Genomic DNA, 15,504 nt, shown 5'->3' with positions numbered 1-15,504 from the left:
TTGGCCATCGGGGTAGTGACGGCAGCTTGACATAATAAAACAGGCCGGACCGCAGTCCGACCTGATTCTAAAGCCAATTTTACGAAAAGCTTACTTGGTTTTGAAGTGGGAGCTGGTGCGTAAAACCCCGTCCTCCAGACGAGAGTGAACTTGCCAGCTGTCGAACTCCTCCAGGGCCTCGACCGCGCGCTTGATTTCCTCCTGATAGATCAGGAAGAAGTCGGCGGCATCCCGATCAGGAAGAACCTCGGTCGGCGACTCTTCAATCACTTGCAGCCATTCGCTGAGAAAGGCTTGCAGCGGCGCGAAGTTCATCGTCATAACCAATCCACTGGTCCCCGGCTTGCCAGCTTGAGCGGCCTCGGCCAGGGCCACCGCCCGCTGCTTGGAACTGCTCATGATCATCACTTCCTCGTTCAGGGTGACGGAAGGCACGAAGTCATCGTTCTGCATCGGGATGGGAAAGAACCAGGTTTTGAGCCCGTCGTTCTGCGAACTCATGGGCTTTTGCATGGGAATCTTCTCCCCAGTCATTTCGCTCACGGTTTTGAGCAATTTGCGGGCGGCATCATCCATAGTTTTCCAGGATTCAGCCAATTTCTCGCCATCAGTGATGGGAGAAACAAAACTGAGGCGGGGAACCTTGGTGTTTTCGAGGACCTCATCCGGCACTCCTGGAACGGTGGGCCAAGCTCCGGCGAGGTCCACTTCGAGGATTGCTTCGCGGCCGAGACCTTCCTCCGTCATGCGCAGCCCCTTCCAAAGCCCGAGGGCGTCGTCTTTCATCTTGGACTCGAAGAGGGAAACCCCTTCCGCCAGCTCTGCCATCTCTCCGGGAGGCTCCTCCATCTCACTGATGGTCAAAAGTGCTTGGTAAGCCGTCTGGAAAATGGCCTCGGCAAAGGCCCCTTCCACTTCCAAACCCTCTTCACTGGAAACCGCTTGCAAGGTCAAGAATCCCTCACTGGCGAGATTCCCCAGCTGGTGCTCACTGCTCAAATCGTAGGAGCCATCGATCACCCCTCCATAGGATTCGGTATGAAGACCATCTCCACGCATAAAGGTCACCGCCCCGACGGGCTGGGCACTGTAGAGCTCGTAGTAGGACTTCTCAACCTCCAGCAACTTGTCGAGCTGGGCTTCCAATTTGCTGGTATCGCCAATGCTTTCCGCGCTCCCCAAGCCCATGCGAATACCTTTGACATAGTTGGCAAGCAGGGGCTGATCCCGATAGGAGCCCTCCACCAGCGCCTGATTGGCCCAAGTGACGCTGACCAATTTCTCGTCGAGATACTCATCCACAAAGTCGAAATCAGCGTTGGCGATGACACTATCGGCGGGGTCTGCCGCAAAAGGCATGTCCCCCGGGCGGCTGCCCAAATAGAGATAGATGGCCTCCTCGCTCACTCCGCCCATCAGGCAGAGGTCCTTTTTCTTCAACGAATCGATGATGTCCTGCGCAGCGGCCGGGTCGACGATTTGCTGCAGGTTGCCATGGAGGTCATCTTCCTCCTCCAACATGGTGATGAGCTGATTCCCATCGATGGACAAGCCCTCGAAATTCACCCCTCCCTGCTCGGCCTTGGCCGCACTAAGGAAGGGCGCGGCATCTTCTGCCATAGCGAGCACTTGCTGGGTGCCCCCGGCCATCATGGCCGCGAGTTGATTGCGCGTTTCGTCATCAGAGATGCGGGCGGCCATGAGGATGGGTGGCATTTCTGCGGAAGCGGCCAAGTTGACGAGAAAATCGGGATTCTCTTGCAAGGCTTCCACCCAGGAAGCAAAGGGATTGCCCCCCAGGAGCATCTCGGGGTTTCCGAACATCAGGGAAACCATCATGGCCATTTGATATTCATTGCCCAGATTCCCGAGCGTCATCAAGTTCTTAGCCTGCCGGGGAGTATCCGCTCCCATGGCGACGATGAATTCTTCGGCGAAGAGGGCAGCCACCTGGGCGCCCGGGCTCTCCGCGTCGCGCAGATCGAGATCGTTCTCGGCGAGGGTATCCACCAGCAATCCGCCCAGAGCCGATTCTTCGATTTCTTTCCAAAGCGCGGACCCGTCTTTCAGCGTGGATACCGCAGCCGCGTTCTTGCTGACCGTAGCAAGCAAACCAAGGGCCTCCACCCGCTTGGCCAAAGCCTCGCCGGAAAGCACTTTCCCCGCCGCCGCAGTCAGCGCCTTGTCGACCTCGGCAGCGGCTCCTGCCCCGACGAGCTGTTCCCCAAAAGTAGTTGACGCAAGCCCCGCCCAAGTCAGGGAACCGACCACCAAGACCTGACACCATTTATTTGTCTTCATAAGTCTCCCTTGACTAACCTTGGGAACAAATTTGAGCAATGGGAAAGACCCCGCGGGACGGATTTTATGACCTTTCCCCCATAAAAAAGTAATTTTTAAAGTCCATTGCGCATGAGTGCGCAAAATCGCAGCTGGCTGACCAAAAAAGTTTTTTCTGCTGACCCGCAATCAGTGCCCTCTTCGCCAGCGACTTCGGGGAAATTTTCCGAAAGGCCACGGAAAATCTGACGCTTTCGGGCTACATTCGCCCTTTTTTGTAATGACAATGTCCCCTTTTTCGTGTTGCATAGAGGTGCGGGAGGGAATGCTTTCAAACCCATGATTCCTTCGCGCCTTTCATTCAACTGGTGTGTGCGTAGTCGGTCGGCAGTGTTTCTCCGGAATGCTGCCGACCGCTCTCTTTCCGGCATCTCCCCCTGGCCTCTTTTGGTTGCCAAGTTGACAGATTGAGAGAATGGCCCGGGCTGGGAAGTAGGATCCCTTTCTCTGCTTCACCACACTGTTCACCATGTTTACCAAACCTTTAGCGATTCTCTCCCTCTGTAGCGGGCTCTTTCTACAAGCCGAAACCCACCAAGCGGACCTCATCGTCTACGGCGGCACCTCCACGGCTGTGATGGCGGCCGTGCAAGCCAGCCAAATGGGCCGGAGCGTGATCCTGGTCAGCCCGGACAAGCACCTCGGCGGCTTGAGCAGTGGCGGGCTCGGGTGGACCGACAATGGTCACGCCCAGGGCATCGGAGGTCTCTCGCGCCAATTTTACCAACGAATCAAGGCCCATTATGAAAAGCCGGAAGCCTGGCGACAGCAGAGCCAGGAGGAATTCCGGGCCATCAAGCGCAGCCAGAGCCGCAACCGGCCTACCGACGATGCCATGTGGATCTTCGAGCCTCACGTGGCCGAGAAGATCTTTGACCAATATGTGGCCGAAAACGAGATCAAGCTGGTGCGGGAGGCTTGGCTGGACCGCGAAAACGGGGTTGAAAAAGAGGGTCCCCGCATCCGATCCATCACCACTCTGGATGGGGAAAAATACCTCGGCGAAGTCTTCATCGATGCCACCTACGAAGGCGACCTGATGGCGGCGGCGGGAGTGAGCTATCACGTGGGGCGGGAGTCCAATGAGGTCTATGGAGAAAGCATGAATGGGGTGCAAAAAGACCGGCGCGACCACGAGCACTTCTTCGATACCGCCGGGCTGAAGATCTCTCCCTACAAGGTCCCGGGCGACCCAGCCAGTGGACTTCTCCCCCGGGTCAGCGCGACCCCGCCGGGTGCGGATGACACCGGCGATCACCGCATCCAGGCCTATTGCTTCCGTGCCTGCCTGACCAACGATCCCGACAACCGGGTCCCCTTCCCCAAACCCGACAATTACGATCCCGAGCAATACGAGCTCCTCCTGCGGGTTCTCCAGGCGGGTTACCGGGATTTTTTCCGCAAGTTCGACCCGGCACCCAACAAGAAGACCGACCAAAATAACCACGGGCCCTTCAGCACGGACAACATTGGCAGGAATTACGACTATCCCGAGGCCAGCTACCAACGCCGGCGCGAAATCATCAAGGAGCACGAGGATTACCAGAAGGGACTCATGTATTTCGTGGCCAATGATCCCCGGGTGCCTGCCCCGGTGCGCGAGGAGATGCGCCAATGGGGGCTTCCCAAGGATGAGTTCGTCGACAATGGCCACTGGTCCCACCAACTTTATATCCGTGAGGCTCGCCGCATGATCGGTGAGTATGTGGTCACCGAGCACGATGTGACCGGCAAGAGGCAAGTCCCCGACAGTATTGGAATGGGAGTCTACACCATGGATTCCCACCATGTGCAGCGCTACGTCACCGAAGAAGGCTTCGTCGAGAACGAGGGCGACATTGGCGGTCACATCCGCCAGCCCTACCCCATTGCTTTGGGAGCCATTTTACCCAAGAAGGAAGAATGCAGCAACCTGCTGGTGCCGGGAGCAATCTCCTCCTCCCACAGCGCCTTCGGCTCCTTGCGCATGGAACCCACCTTCATGATCCTTGGGCAAAGCGCGGGCACGGTGGCCTCTCTTGCCAGCGAGCAAGACCTCGCGGTGCATGAGGTGGACTACCAAAAACACCTCGCACCCCGCCTGCGGGCGGACCAGCAACGGCTTTATCCCGCTGGTAAAAAATGACGAGCGGGGTCGGCCGCCCTCCACCCACCATCGGCTCAATGAGGAAGATGGAAAAAGTGCACAAGCGGATTCGTAGAGACATGATCCCATGATGCATAACCAAACTCTTTTTCTATTACCGTTTCTACTCGCTTCCCTCCCCACCTTGGCCGACGAAGTCTATCAAGAACGGGGCGGTATCGTGGCGATGGAAGCCGAAGCCACGGCCTCGCCCTTGGGCGAATGGATTCTCAAGACCGACGTTGCCGACTACAAGGGCGAAGGACACCTCGAATTCACCGGCAACACCATCACCAACGGCCCGCCCTCTTCTCCCTTGAGCTATCGCTTCACCATCAAGAAGGAAGGCGTTTACAATCTCACTCTCCGCGGCAGAAAACGCTTGGAAAGTGAGCGCGAGGATCTCTCCAACGACTGCTTTGTCTCGTTGAGTGGTGACTTCGCAGCGGGAGGCTCGGCGGGCAAAGAAATCCTCACCACCCCGACCAAAATGTATGGGGGAAATGCCGAAGAATGGGGCTGGACCAAGATGCTCGACGTGAATCACAAGAAGCACGAAGCGAAGTATCTCTTGAAAAAAGGGGAAACCTACGAACTCATCATTCAAGGGCGCTCCAAGAACTTCAACATCGATCGCATTCTCTTTGTCCATGAGGACTATGGCCTAGAGAAAGCCTGGAAGAAGAATCCCCGGACCAGCAAAACCAAAAAGGGCGAAAAGGGAGAGAAGGCCGATTAATCCTCTCTCCGGCCCGCCCGCTGATACTGTGCGGTGAGAGTTTCCCAGCGGGCGACCAAGCGCTCGACCCGCTCCGGCTCCCGGGCGGCCAGGTCAGTGGTCTCTCCCCGGTCCTCCGCAAGATAATAGAGCTGCCACTCCCCACCCAGGTAGGGGGTGCGCACTACTTTCCAGTCGCCGACCCGGAGGGCATGATTTTCCTGATGATTCCAGTAGATCTCTCGTTCGTCGGAGATTTGCTCTCCCCGCAGGTGCTTGCCCCAGCTCACCCCCGGATAGGGGGCCTGGGCAGACTCCGGCACCTTCCCGCCGGCCACTTCAACCAAGGTGGGCAACAGGTCAACGACATGGCCGGGAGTCGCCTGCAGGCTCCCCTTCCCGGCCAATCCCTGTGGCCAGTGGGCAATGAGGGGGGTGGCAATGCCCCCCTCATGGGTCCAGTGCTTGTGAAGCCGAAAAGGAGTGTTCGCAGCCATGGACCATCCGGGTCCGAGACAGAGGTAGCTCTCGGCAGAACCCAGCTCCGCCCCGGCAGTGTGTTGGTCCCCCCGGTTGAGCTGTTCCCCGCTGGCCCCATTGTCCGAGCAAAAGAGAATGAGCGTATTCGCCAAGCGCCCGCTCTCGCGCAACTGCGCAAGCAAACGGCCAATCTCTTGGTCCATGCGATCGATCATGGCGCAATGAATGGCCATCTTGGTCGCGTGATAATCCTTCTCTTCCTTGCTCAAGCTCTCCCAGGGGACGGCATAACGACGCTCCCCGGGATGGACTTGTTCCTTGAGAGTGCCCTCCGGCAGCGACCACTTGGGAGCCACTTCCTCATCACGGGGTGCCGGCTCAACCGCCGGGAAACCCAGCTCGGCAAGACGGGCGAGCCGCTTTTGCCGCTCCTCGTCCCAACCATGGGAAAAGCGCCCCCGATACCTCGCGATGTCCTCTGGAAGGGCTTGCAGAGGAAAGTGGGGACTCGTGAAAGCCAAATAGAGAAAGAAGGGTTGCCCGCCATGGTTTTCTTCATGCTCCCGCAAAAAAACCTCTGCTCGACTGGCAATCTCGCGAGTGACATAATACCCCGGCACCCGTCCCCGGTCCGGCAACGGCTTGTCATCAAGAAGATTGTCCCGCTGGTCAAAAAAGCGATCGTAATTGTTCGTCCAGAATGAGCGGTCAAAACCCGCATCCGCCACCGGCTTGGCTCCCATCACATGCCACTTGCCACTGTGATAACTGCGGTAGCCCTGCTCAGCGAGAAAATGGGGGAGCATCCGATAGCCACGCGCCTGTTTCCCGACCTGGACGAAGTGATACCCGGTCATCAAGGCGGCACGCGTCGGCCAACACCGGGCCGTGTTGTAAAATTGGGTGAAGCGCACCCCGTTCACCGCCAGCCCGTCCAAGTGAGGAGTGGCGACCGGTCCTCCGTAACACCCGAGGTCCGAGTAACCGAGATCGTCGGCCAAAATGAAAACAATATTCGGCTTCTCGCCCCGGGCGTAGCCAAGGAGAACCGCAAAAACCAAGAAAAGACGGATCATCCCCAGCATACGCAGCGCCGGGATTGCCCTTTCCATCCCCCGGCCAAAAAGGCATCTCGTCACCGGGGAAAGGCTTCCAAAGATTAGGTCAGCGCGGCAATCCCCAGCTGCTCGGGCAGGGCCGTGCGGGGGCGCCAGGTGAGAATCTCGGGAGCTTCTTTACCCACCAGAACGGTGTGCTCGAAATGCGCGGAATTGGCGCGGTCTTCCGTGACTAGGGTCCAGCCATCCTCAAGAGTTTCGACATGCTGAGTGCCGGCATTAACCATAGGCTCAATGGCCAGCACCATTCCGGCCTTCAAGATCGGCGAACGCCGCCCCATGGGACGATAATTGGGAACTTGTGGCTCTTCATGCAAATCACGCCCCACTCCATGGCCAACCAAATCCCGCACGACCGTGAATTTGAACTGCCGCACGTAGGTATTCACACTGCCACAGAGGTCCCAGAGCCGGTTTCCTTCCACCGCATACTCGATGGCATTGAACAAAGACTGCTCGGTGGCGGCGAGAAGAGTCTTCGTGCCTTCATCGATCTTCCCTACAGGCACCGTCGTGGCGTTGTCACCAACCCACCCATTTTTGAAAATACCCACGTCGATTTTGACGATGTCTCCATCTTGGACGATCTGATCCTCGCGCCCGATGCCGTGAACCACACACTCATTCAGGCCCACGCAGACATTCCCGGGAAACCCCCGATAGCCGAGAAAAGCGCTGGTGCAACCGTGGCGTTTGATCTCGGCGGCGGCGAAGGCATCAATCTCTGCCGTGCTCTTTCCGGCTTCAATAAAAGCGGCGGTGGCTTGCAGAATCTCGGAAGCGGTCTTGCCCGCCTCGCGCATGCCTTTGATCTCCTCCGGTCCTTTGATCGGAATACGGTTCTTTTTCTTCTTGGCCATCAGCTCAACTTTCTTTCGATTTCGCGGGCAATTTCTTCCCGGGTGCCCTTTCCCGCCACCGTCACTACTGGAATTCTTTCTTCCAAAAAGCGTAAGGCCGGAACGGTCCATTCCTCGTAGGCTGCATAACGCTTGGCAAAACCCTCCGCCGAATCATCGTCCCGGCTCTCGATCTCCCCCCCACAGCGCGGGCAGGCGGCGGCGGCATCGGTGGTCACCACCCCACAGGCGAGACATTCCCGGCGACTCGTCACTCGCTGGCGGAGAACGTCTTTCTCCACGTCGAGAACGATGAGGTGAAATCCCGGAGCAACTTGTAACAAGACCTCGGCCTGCGGCACACTGCGGGGGAAGCCATCCAGCACCCATCCCTCATCGTGCCGGGCAATCCACTGTCTCACCATCTCGGTCGCCAAGGCGTCGGGCACATATTGATTGCGGTCCAGATAAGTCTTAGCCTCCCGACCGAGGGATGAGCCCTCTTCGATTTCCCGCCGCAGCTGGGCCCCGGTGCTCAGATAGGGCAAGCCCAGCCGATCGGCGAGGAGACGACCCTGGGTGCCTTTGCCGGAAGCAGGTGCTCCCAGCATCGCAAAGCACCGGTCGTGACTAGCCATGACTTTATTGCGCAATCCACGCAGCAATCCCAAGGACCACCATCACCGAAGCGAAGACCAGCAACCAAAGGATGAGACCTCCGGAGGCGGATTGCCCACTGGCTTGGCGGCGCTCGATGCGGCCCTTCAGTTTGCCCTTGCGCAGGAAACCATCGTAGTTGCGCTGCAGAAGATGAGTCTCAATCTGACGCATCATATCCAAAAGCACACCCACCAGAATGAGAAGACTGGTGCCGCCGAAGAACTGGGCCACGAGACCAGGAAGGTTGAAAGTCTCAGTCACCAGAGCCGGAAGGATGAAAATAACGGTCAGGAAGATGGAACCCGCAAAAGTCAGACGGGTCATGGTGAAGTCCAGGAACTCGGCAGTGGGCTTGCCGGGACGCACCCCGGGAATGTAGCCGCCGCCCTTTTTCAAGTTCTCCGCAATCTCGCTGGGCTGGAACATGGTCGCCACCCAAAAGTAGCTGAAGAAAAAAATCATGACGCCCGCAATGATGTAATAGGGCCAGGCAGCCGGATTGAACCACTGCTGGAAATCAGCCACCCAGCTCGCGTTGGGGAACATCTGGCTCACGAGCAAAAGGGGCAAGTTAAGCACGGCACTGGCGAAGATGATGGGCATCACCCCTGCGTAGTTCACCTTGAGGGGCAGATACTGGGTGTGCCCGGTCATCTGCTTGGCGCTACGATTGCTCGCCCGCTTGGCATACTGCACCGCAATGCGGCGCTGCGCCTGGGTGATGGCAATAATGGCGGCGGTGATAAAGAGCAGGAAGGCGACCAAGCCCACCAGAGTCATCGCTTGGAAGGGGCTGGAATTGCCATCGGTGCCGATGAAGGTCTGCCATGCTTGGGTCAAGCCCCCGGGCAAGGCCGCGATGATGTTGACCGAAATAATGAGGGAGATCCCGTTGCCGATGCCTCGCTCGGTGATTTGGTCACCAATCCACATCAGGAACATCGTGCCCGCGATGATGGTGAGAATGGCCATGAAAACGAAATGCCAGCCATAATCGGGCACGAGAGGACGGCCCACTTTCTCGATGCCATCCATGTAGATGATGGAGGCCGGATTTTCCAGAGACTTGGCCAACAGGAAGCCCTGCACCCCCGCGATGAGAATGGTCAGAATGCGAGTGTATTGATTGATCTTTTGCTGTCCCCCTTCTTCGCGACGAAGTTTCGCGAGCTTGGGCACAACGGCCGACATCAGCTGCATCATAATCGACGCCGAGATGTAGGGCATGATGCCGAGAGCAAAGAGAGCGGCATTCTGGAGCGCTCCCCCCGAAAACACGTTCAAGAGGGCCCCAAGGTGGGCCCCTGCTCCGGTTCCTTCCTCATTGGCACGGATATCCAGCCATTCCTTGATGACCGTGGAATCGACACCGGGAAGAGAGATATTCACCCCCAGGCGGACGATGACAATCATCACGAGGGTAAAGATAATGCGATCCCGCAATTCGGGAACCCGCCACGTGTTAGCAAAAGCCGAAATCATGAATAGTGTGTTTATGTAAAAATCCCAAGGCCCCCGGACGAATCCGGGTGCAGCTTGGGAGTGAGTGAATACGAGATTTAACCGAGGTCAACCGTTCCGCCTGCTTTTTCGATCTTTTCGCGAGCGCTGGCGCTCACAGCATCGACCTGGAAAGTCAGCTTCTTGGTGATTTCGCCGGTGCCGAGAACTTTAACGCCGTCGTAAACGCCTTTGACAAGGCGGCGGGCGCGAAGGGACTCCTCGTTGACGGTTTCCCCGTCCTCAAATTTCTCTTCGATCCGTGCCAAGTTTACGGGAGCGATCTTGTCGCGGAAGTTGTAGTTGTTGAAACCACGCTTGGGCAAACGACGGTGAAGGGGCATCTGACCACCCTCGAAACCGGGGCGGATAGTGCCACCGGAACGGGCTTTCTGGCCTTTGTGACCTTTACCGGAAGTTTTACCAAGACCGGAGCTCTCCCCTTTACCAAGCCGCTTGGTGCGGTGCTTGGCGCCGGGATTTGGTTTTAAATTGTGCAAATTCATTTCGCCTGGGGCTTTCTAAACTGGGGTTAAATGGCCTTTGCCTTCTTCTTGCCGCGCAAAGCATAGACCTCGTCGCGATTCCGGAGCTGGGAAAGAGCCTTCAGAGTGGCTTTCACCACGTTGGCGTGGTTATTGGAGCCAAGGGACTTGCCAAGGACATCCTTGATGCCGACCGCTTCGCAGACGGCACGCACTCCCCCACCCGCGATGACGCCGGTTCCGGGAGAAGCAGGACGCAACAACACTTTGCCTCCGCTGAATTCCGCGTAGCTTTCGTGAGGAATGGAATCCCCATCGAGCTTCACCTTCTGCAAATTCTTCTTGGCGCTTTCGCTGGCCTTCTTGATGCACTCGGCGACCTCATTGGCCTTACCGAAGCCGTAACCGACTTGACCGGCGGTATCACCACAGACCACGAGGGCAGAGAAGCTGAAGCGGCGACCACCCTTGACCACCTTGGCACAACGGTTGATGAAGACCACTTTTTCGGTCAAGCCATCATCCTCTTCTTCCTGGCGGCGACCACGGCCTCCGCGGTCGTCACGGCGTCCACCTCCCCGGCGATCTCCACCGCCTCGGTTTCCGCCTCCACGATTGTCATCGCGACGTTCAGGGGCGCGTCGATCACCGCGGGGTGCGGCTGGGGTCCCGCCTTGCGACGAGGTGACCTCCTTCGATGCGGCTTCTGTTTTTTTGTCGTTATCTTCTGACATCGTTTTTCAATTAGAATTTCAACCCACCTTCGCGGGCGGCATCAGCCAATGATTTGATTTTTCCGTGATAGAGATGGCCGCCCCGGTCGAAGACCACGGCGGAGACATTCGCTGCCTGGGCCCGCTCGGCGATGAGCTTGCCCACCTTCTCGGCGCTAGCCTTGTTGGCGCTTCCGTTTTCGACTTCTTTGTCGAGGCTGGAAGCGGCACACAAGGTCTTGCCGGCGGCGTCGTCAATGATTTGCACGTAGAGATTCTTGTTGGAGCAATGAACGGCCATGCGGGGACGCTCGGGAGTTCCAACCACTTTCTTGCGGATCCGCTGATGGACACGCTGGCGGACTTTCTTTCGATTCAAAATACTCATTTCGTTATTCCTCCTTACTTGCTCACGCTCTTACCAGCCTTGCGACGGACATATTCGCCCACATAGCGGACACCTTTTCCTTTGAAGGGCTCCGGCGGGTAGTAGCGGCGCACTTCGGCGGCGAACTGACCAACCAGCTGCTTGTCGATCCCCTCGACCTTGATCTTGGTGTTATCGGTGACGGTAACGGTCAGACCTTCCGGGATGGGGTGCAAGATGGGGTGGGATTTCCCCAGGCTGAGGTCCAAATCCGAACCCTTCAGGGCAGCCCGGAGACCAACGCCCTGGATTTCGAGATCCTTGACGAAGCCTTCGGAGACGCCAATGACCATGTTTTGGATAAGGCTCCGGGAAGTTCCGTGGAGCGCGCGGTTTTCCCGCTTGTCATTCTCGCGGCTGACCACCAATTGGCCTTCCTCGACTTGCAGAGTGATTCCCTTGGGAAGGGTCCACTCCAGTTTGCCCTTGGGGCCTTCAACGGTGACGTGGGGACCATCGTTGGCGACTTTCACCTTGTCGGGAAGCGCGATGGACTTGTTTCCTACTCGTGACATCTGTTTCTTCTTTCTGTCTGAGGGTTACCAAACTTTGGCCAACAATTCGCCGCCCACGTTCTCACGCTTCGCCTGCATTCCCGTCATCACGCCCCGGGAGGTGGAGATGATGGAAATACCGAGACCATTCAACACGCGGGGCATATCGCCCGCACCGACGTAGTGACGACGACCGGGGCGCGAAACGCGCTTGACGTCAGTCAAAGCTGGGGTGCCGTCCACGTATTTGGCGGTCACCTTGATGACTGGAAACTGGCCGGTGGTATCCACCTCGTAGTTCCAGATGTAGCCTTCTTCTTTCAAGATGCGGGCGATTTCGACCTTCATCTTGGAGGAAGGGGCGGTGAAATGTTCGTTCTGCGCCCGGGAGGCGTTTTTCAGACGAATCAAAAAATCGGAAATTGGATCACTAATGACTCCCATAATATTGTCCTCGTTAATTGTTCTGGGTTAGGCGGCGGCTTCGGATTTATCGGCAGGCTTGCGGAACGGGAAGCCGAGGAGCTCAAGGAGAGCCTTTGCTTGCTCGTCGCTGTCGGTGGTGGTGACCACGATGAGGTCGAAACCGAGCTGACGTTTCACCTGGTCGAGTTCAATCTCAGGGAAAATGGATTGGTCGGTGATGCCCATGGCGTAGTTGCCCCGGCCATCAAAGCTCTTGAAGGGAAAGCCCCGGAAGTCACGCACGTTGGGTGCGGTGATGTTGATGAAGCGGTCGAGGAATTCCCACATGCGCTCCCCTCGCAGGGTGACGCGGGCCCCGACGGCCTCGCCTTCGCGGACCTTGAAGTTGGCCACACTCTTGCGGGCATAGACCACGCTGGGCTTCTGACCGGTGATCTTGGAGAGATCCTCCACCGCGTCTTCCACGGCGACTTTGCGGTCGTTGACGAATTTACCAATGTGTGTGTTCAGCACGATTTTCTCGAGCATGGGCACCTCATTGGGGTTCTTGAGGCCGAAGCGTTCCTTCAACTGAGGAACGACCTGGCTACGGTAGCTTTCTTTGAGTTCGTTTTTCATATTCGCGGGTCAGCTTAATTTCGCTTAAGCGCTCGGAGCAGTTTCCACTGCGGGACGCGGGGCTTAGCCCACTTTTTTGACATTGGAAAGATGAATCGGACCATCTTTGTCCAAAATTCCGCCTTCGGGGTTTTCCTCGGAACGACGGACGGTCTTTTTCATCACGCGGACGCCTTCGACGACCACTTGATTCTTCTTGGCATCGACGGAAAGGACCTTGCCCTTTTTGCCGCGATGGTTGCCGGCAATGACCTCAACTTGGTCACCAGCTTTCACGTGTGTTTTGATACGGGACATCTTCTGCAGGGTTCTGACTGGGGTTAGAGGACCTCGGGAGCAAGAGAAACAATCTTCATGAAGTTTTTCTCGCGCAACTCGCGGGCCACCGGGCCAAAGATACGGGTGCCTTTGGGATTGCCGTCCTTGTCGATGATAACCACCGCGTTGCTGTCGAAGCGCAGGATGGAACCATCGGGCCGACGGATGGGAGCAGCGGTGCGAACGACCACGGCCTTGACCACGGTCCCCTTCTTGACGGCCGCAGTCGGAATCGACTCGCGGATGTGCGCGGTGATGATGTCACCCACGTCCGCAGAGCGCGAACGCTTGCCCATTACGCCAATCATTTTTGCCTGCCGGGCGCCGGTATTGTCGGCCACCTCGATTTTGGACTCCATCTGAATCATCGCTTCGTTCCTTTCGGTATAAAATAGGTTTGCTAAAAATAGGGTTGGGAAGATTAGTGCGAGAGGACCTTAACCAGCTTCCAGCACTTCTTCTTGGAGAGTGGGCGACACTCTTCGATTCGGACCTTGTCCCCGACAACAGCTTCCTGGTTCTCGTCGTGGGCGTAGAACTTCTTCGAACGCTTGACGATTTTCTTGAACTGGGGGTGGGGCACTCGGTTGGTGTATTCCACCACAATGGTCTTGTCCATGGAGGCCGAACGGACGATGCCGACGCGCTGTTTGCGCAGGCCGGGCTTGCGCTCTGCTGAGGTGTTGGTTTCTTCGCTCATTTCCTTCTTAATCTTCTGGTAGGTCGGTTACGCTTGGCCGCGACGCTCGTTCAAAATCGTCATCACTTGGGCCACCTCGCGGCGCACCGAGCGGATGCGGGCAGTGTTCTCCAACTGTCCGGTTGCTTGTTGAATCCGGAGGGTGACCCCTTCGGTCTTGAGATCCTGCAAACGCTTGGTCAGTTCTTCACTGCCGAGCTCGCGGAGGTCTTTTGCTTTTGTCGCTGCCATAATAACTGTCTTTCTTGTAAATGTGTTCGTGCGTTCGCTTAGTGGTTGTCACGCACCACGAAGCGGGTGCGGATGCCGAGCTTGTTGGAAGCCAGGCGCATGGCCTCGCGGGCCTGGGACTCGGGGACGCCAGAAACCTCAAAGAGCATGGCACCGGGGCGGATGACGGCCACCCAAGCATCGACGGGACCCTTACCTTTACCCATCCGGGTCTCCGGCGGGCGGGCGGTGGTCGATTTGTGAGGGAAAATCCGAATCCAAACCTTCCCTTTACGCTTGAGGTAACGGTTGATGGAAATCCGGCAGGCCTCGATTTGGCGGTTGGTCATCCAGCCGCGTCCGAGGGACTGGAGACCGAAGTCTCCGAAGCTGACGTCGGTGCCGCGCTGGGCGTTACCGCCGCGGTTTCCGCGATGTGATTTGCGGAACTTGGTCCGCTTGGGCATGAGTGGCATATCTTAGGTCCTCCTGAGTAAAATGGTTTATCTGTTCAAGTAAATTGGGAATGGGGGCTCGCCCCATCGGGCTTAGCCGCGATTACCGCCGCCGCGATTGTCGCCACCACCCCGGTTGTCACCGCCTCCACGACGGTCACCGCCACCGCGACGGTCTCCCCCGCCCCGGTTGTCGCGACGACCACCTCCACGACGCTGTTGGCCGCCTCCGCCGCCTTTCAGCTTCTCTTCTTTCACGTTGAGCCAGCACTTGACACCGATGATGCCGTAAACGGTGCTGGCTTCTGCAAAGCCGTAGTCGATAGGCACCCGCAGGGTCTGAAGGGGCACCTTGCCCTGGCGGTACTGCTCGGCGCGGGCAATATCCGCTCCGCCGAGACGACCACCACAACGGACGCGAATGCCGTCGGCACCGAAGTCCATCGCTGTTTGCACCGCGCGCTTCATGGCCCGGCGGAAGCTGATCCGGCGCTCCAATTGCACGGCGATATTTTCGCAGACGAGCTGGGCATCAAGCTCCGGCTGGCGGATCTCGACGATGTCAATCTTGACCTGGGCACCTTTGCAAATCTTGGTGATGTCCTTGGTCATGGTTTCGATCTCGGAACCACGCTTGCCAATGACGAGGCCAGGGCGAGAGGTGTGGATGGTGACCCGCACGCTGTTCCAGGCGCGCTCAATGACCACCTTGGAAATGGCGGCAAACTGAAGGCGATCTTTGATGTATTTGCGCACGCGGATGTCTTCGTGAAGCTTCTTGGTGTAATCGTCACCTTCGGCATACCACTTCGACCGCCAGTCGCGGTTGAAAGCGAGTCGGAAACCCACTGGATTGACTTTCTGTCCCATATCGTTCG

Annotated in this window: 19 protein-coding genes; 2 read left to right on the top strand and 17 right to left on the bottom strand. The window is 57.6% G+C overall.

From position 1 onward, the window contains the following. Nucleotides 1–90 precede the first annotated feature (90 nt). The gene (locus tag JIN78_RS11560) at nt 91–2,301 is read right to left on the bottom strand and encodes a hypothetical protein (protein ID WP_200392133.1); all 2,211 of its coding nucleotides are present in this window, start codon (nt 2,299–2,301) and stop codon (nt 91–93) included. Nucleotides 2,302–2,809: 508 nt separating this feature from the next. Here JIN78_RS11560 and JIN78_RS11555 point away from each other — a divergent pair. After that, nucleotides 2,810–4,465 (top strand): FAD-dependent oxidoreductase, encoded by a 1,656-nt coding sequence (locus JIN78_RS11555; protein ID WP_200392132.1) that lies wholly within the window; start codon nt 2,810–2,812, stop codon nt 4,463–4,465. Nucleotides 4,466–4,553: 88 nt separating this feature from the next. Continuing rightward, nucleotides 4,554–5,204 carry a hypothetical protein gene (locus tag JIN78_RS11550; protein WP_200392131.1) on the top strand — a complete coding sequence of 217 codons (651 nt, stop codon included), beginning with the start codon at nt 4,554–4,556 and terminating at the stop codon, nt 5,202–5,204. Here JIN78_RS11550 and JIN78_RS11545 read toward each other — a convergent pair. The 16 genes from JIN78_RS11545 to rpsC form a co-directional block, all read right to left on the bottom strand. Continuing rightward, the gene (locus JIN78_RS11545; protein WP_200392130.1) at nt 5,201–6,739 is read right to left on the bottom strand and encodes an arylsulfatase; all 1,539 of its coding nucleotides are present in this window, start codon (nt 6,737–6,739) and stop codon (nt 5,201–5,203) included. The two genes, JIN78_RS11550 and JIN78_RS11545, sit on opposite strands and share 4 nt — an antisense overlap. Nucleotides 6,740–6,822: 83 nt before the next feature. Then, the gene (gene map / locus JIN78_RS11540; RefSeq protein ID WP_200392129.1) at nt 6,823–7,641 is read right to left on the bottom strand and encodes a type I methionyl aminopeptidase; all 819 of its coding nucleotides are present in this window, start codon (nt 7,639–7,641) and stop codon (nt 6,823–6,825) included. Then, a complete protein-coding gene (locus tag JIN78_RS11535; RefSeq protein WP_200392128.1) occupies nt 7,641–8,258 on the bottom strand; it encodes an adenylate kinase family protein in 618 nt (205 codons plus the stop codon). The genes map and JIN78_RS11535 overlap by 1 nt, the downstream gene beginning before the upstream one ends. 4 nt (nt 8,259–8,262) lie before the next feature. Continuing rightward, nucleotides 8,263–9,762 carry a preprotein translocase subunit SecY gene (secY, locus tag JIN78_RS11530; protein ID WP_200392127.1) on the bottom strand — a complete coding sequence of 500 codons (1,500 nt, stop codon included), beginning with the start codon at nt 9,760–9,762 and terminating at the stop codon, nt 8,263–8,265. 77 nt (nt 9,763–9,839) lie between these two features. Further along, nucleotides 9,840–10,286: a 50S ribosomal protein L15 gene (rplO, locus tag JIN78_RS11525; RefSeq protein ID WP_200392126.1), complete on the bottom strand. Its 447-nt coding sequence runs from the start codon at nt 10,284–10,286 to the stop codon at nt 9,840–9,842. A gap of 26 nt (nt 10,287–10,312) precedes the next feature. Then, nucleotides 10,313–10,999: a 30S ribosomal protein S5 gene (rpsE, locus tag JIN78_RS11520; protein WP_200392125.1), complete on the bottom strand. Its 687-nt coding sequence runs from the start codon at nt 10,997–10,999 to the stop codon at nt 10,313–10,315. 10 nt (nt 11,000–11,009) lie between these two features. Continuing rightward, entirely contained in the window at nt 11,010–11,366 is a 357-nt protein-coding gene (gene rplR / locus JIN78_RS11515; RefSeq protein WP_200392124.1) for a 50S ribosomal protein L18, read from the bottom strand. Between the two features lie 14 nt (nt 11,367–11,380). Continuing rightward, nucleotides 11,381–11,920 (bottom strand): 50S ribosomal protein L6, encoded by a 540-nt coding sequence (rplF, locus tag JIN78_RS11510; RefSeq protein ID WP_200392123.1) that lies wholly within the window; start codon nt 11,918–11,920, stop codon nt 11,381–11,383. Nucleotides 11,921–11,944: 24 nt separating this feature from the next. Further along, nucleotides 11,945–12,343, bottom strand: a complete 399-nt coding sequence (gene rpsH / locus JIN78_RS11505; protein ID WP_200392122.1) for a 30S ribosomal protein S8 — start codon at nt 12,341–12,343, stop codon at nt 11,945–11,947. Nucleotides 12,344–12,370: 27 nt separating this feature from the next. Beyond that, nucleotides 12,371–12,943, bottom strand: coding sequence for a 50S ribosomal protein L5 (rplE, locus tag JIN78_RS11500; RefSeq protein ID WP_200392121.1), 573 nt, complete (start codon nt 12,941–12,943; stop codon nt 12,371–12,373). A 63-nt stretch (nt 12,944–13,006) separates the two neighbouring features. Continuing rightward, nucleotides 13,007–13,219 (bottom strand): 50S ribosomal protein L24, encoded by a 213-nt coding sequence (gene rplX, locus JIN78_RS11495; RefSeq protein ID WP_425606136.1) that lies wholly within the window; start codon nt 13,217–13,219, stop codon nt 13,007–13,009. A 44-nt stretch (nt 13,220–13,263) separates the two neighbouring features. Beyond that, nucleotides 13,264–13,629, bottom strand: a complete 366-nt coding sequence (gene rplN / locus JIN78_RS11490; RefSeq protein ID WP_200392119.1) for a 50S ribosomal protein L14 — start codon at nt 13,627–13,629, stop codon at nt 13,264–13,266. Nucleotides 13,630–13,682: 53 nt separating this feature from the next. Beyond that, entirely contained in the window at nt 13,683–13,961 is a 279-nt protein-coding gene (rpsQ, locus tag JIN78_RS11485) for a 30S ribosomal protein S17 (protein ID WP_200392118.1), read from the bottom strand. A gap of 27 nt (nt 13,962–13,988) precedes the next feature. Beyond that, on the bottom strand, nt 13,989–14,192 hold the full coding sequence (rpmC, locus tag JIN78_RS11480; RefSeq protein ID WP_200392117.1) for a 50S ribosomal protein L29: 204 nt from the start codon (nt 14,190–14,192) through the stop codon (nt 13,989–13,991). Between the two features lie 38 nt (nt 14,193–14,230). Further along, nucleotides 14,231–14,647, bottom strand: a complete 417-nt coding sequence (gene rplP / locus JIN78_RS11475; RefSeq protein WP_200392116.1) for a 50S ribosomal protein L16 — start codon at nt 14,645–14,647, stop codon at nt 14,231–14,233. Between the two features lie 72 nt (nt 14,648–14,719). Then, nucleotides 14,720–15,496 (bottom strand): 30S ribosomal protein S3, encoded by a 777-nt coding sequence (gene rpsC, locus JIN78_RS11470; RefSeq protein WP_200392115.1) that lies wholly within the window; start codon nt 15,494–15,496, stop codon nt 14,720–14,722. Nucleotides 15,497–15,504: the final 8 nt, after the last annotated feature.

It is taken from the genome of Roseibacillus ishigakijimensis, assembly GCF_016595415.1.
GTDB classification, from domain to species: domain Bacteria; phylum Verrucomicrobiota; class Verrucomicrobiia; order Verrucomicrobiales; family Akkermansiaceae; genus Roseibacillus; species Roseibacillus ishigakijimensis.
Note: the sequence above shows the minus strand (reverse complement) of the source record. Positions and strands in the feature narration are given on the sequence as shown.

Coding starts and splice junctions, on each gene's coding strand:
- JIN78_RS11560 (WP_200392133.1), bottom strand. CDS start 2,301: ATGAAGACAAATAAATGGTGTCAGGTCTTGGTGGTCGGTTCCCTGACT.
- JIN78_RS11555 (WP_200392132.1), top strand. CDS start 2,810: ATGTTTACCAAACCTTTAGCGATTCTCTCCCTCTGTAGCGGGCTCTTT.
- JIN78_RS11550 (WP_200392131.1), top strand. CDS start 4,554: ATGATGCATAACCAAACTCTTTTTCTATTACCGTTTCTACTCGCTTCC.
- JIN78_RS11545 (WP_200392130.1), bottom strand. CDS start 6,739: ATGATCCGTCTTTTCTTGGTTTTTGCGGTTCTCCTTGGCTACGCCCGG.
- map (WP_200392129.1), bottom strand. CDS start 7,641: ATGGCCAAGAAGAAAAAGAACCGTATTCCGATCAAAGGACCGGAGGAG.
- JIN78_RS11535 (WP_200392128.1), bottom strand. CDS start 8,258: ATGGCTAGTCACGACCGGTGCTTTGCGATGCTGGGAGCACCTGCTTCC.
- secY (WP_200392127.1), bottom strand. CDS start 9,762: ATGATTTCGGCTTTTGCTAACACGTGGCGGGTTCCCGAATTGCGGGAT.
- rplO (WP_200392126.1), bottom strand. CDS start 10,286: ATGAATTTGCACAATTTAAAACCAAATCCCGGCGCCAAGCACCGCACC.
- rpsE (WP_200392125.1), bottom strand. CDS start 10,999: ATGTCAGAAGATAACGACAAAAAAACAGAAGCCGCATCGAAGGAGGTC.
- rplR (WP_200392124.1), bottom strand. CDS start 11,366: ATGAGTATTTTGAATCGAAAGAAAGTCCGCCAGCGTGTCCATCAGCGG.
- rplF (WP_200392123.1), bottom strand. CDS start 11,920: ATGTCACGAGTAGGAAACAAGTCCATCGCGCTTCCCGACAAGGTGAAA.
- rpsH (WP_200392122.1), bottom strand. CDS start 12,343: ATGGGAGTCATTAGTGATCCAATTTCCGATTTTTTGATTCGTCTGAAA.
- rplE (WP_200392121.1), bottom strand. CDS start 12,943: ATGAAAAACGAACTCAAAGAAAGCTACCGTAGCCAGGTCGTTCCTCAG.
- rplN (WP_200392119.1), bottom strand. CDS start 13,629: ATGATTCAGATGGAGTCCAAAATCGAGGTGGCCGACAATACCGGCGCC.
- rpsQ (WP_200392118.1), bottom strand. CDS start 13,961: ATGAGCGAAGAAACCAACACCTCAGCAGAGCGCAAGCCCGGCCTGCGC.
- rpmC (WP_200392117.1), bottom strand. CDS start 14,192: ATGGCAGCGACAAAAGCAAAAGACCTCCGCGAGCTCGGCAGTGAAGAA.
- rplP (WP_200392116.1), bottom strand. CDS start 14,647: ATGCCACTCATGCCCAAGCGGACCAAGTTCCGCAAATCACATCGCGGA.
- rpsC (WP_200392115.1), bottom strand. CDS start 15,496: ATGGGACAGAAAGTCAATCCAGTGGGTTTCCGACTCGCTTTCAACCGC.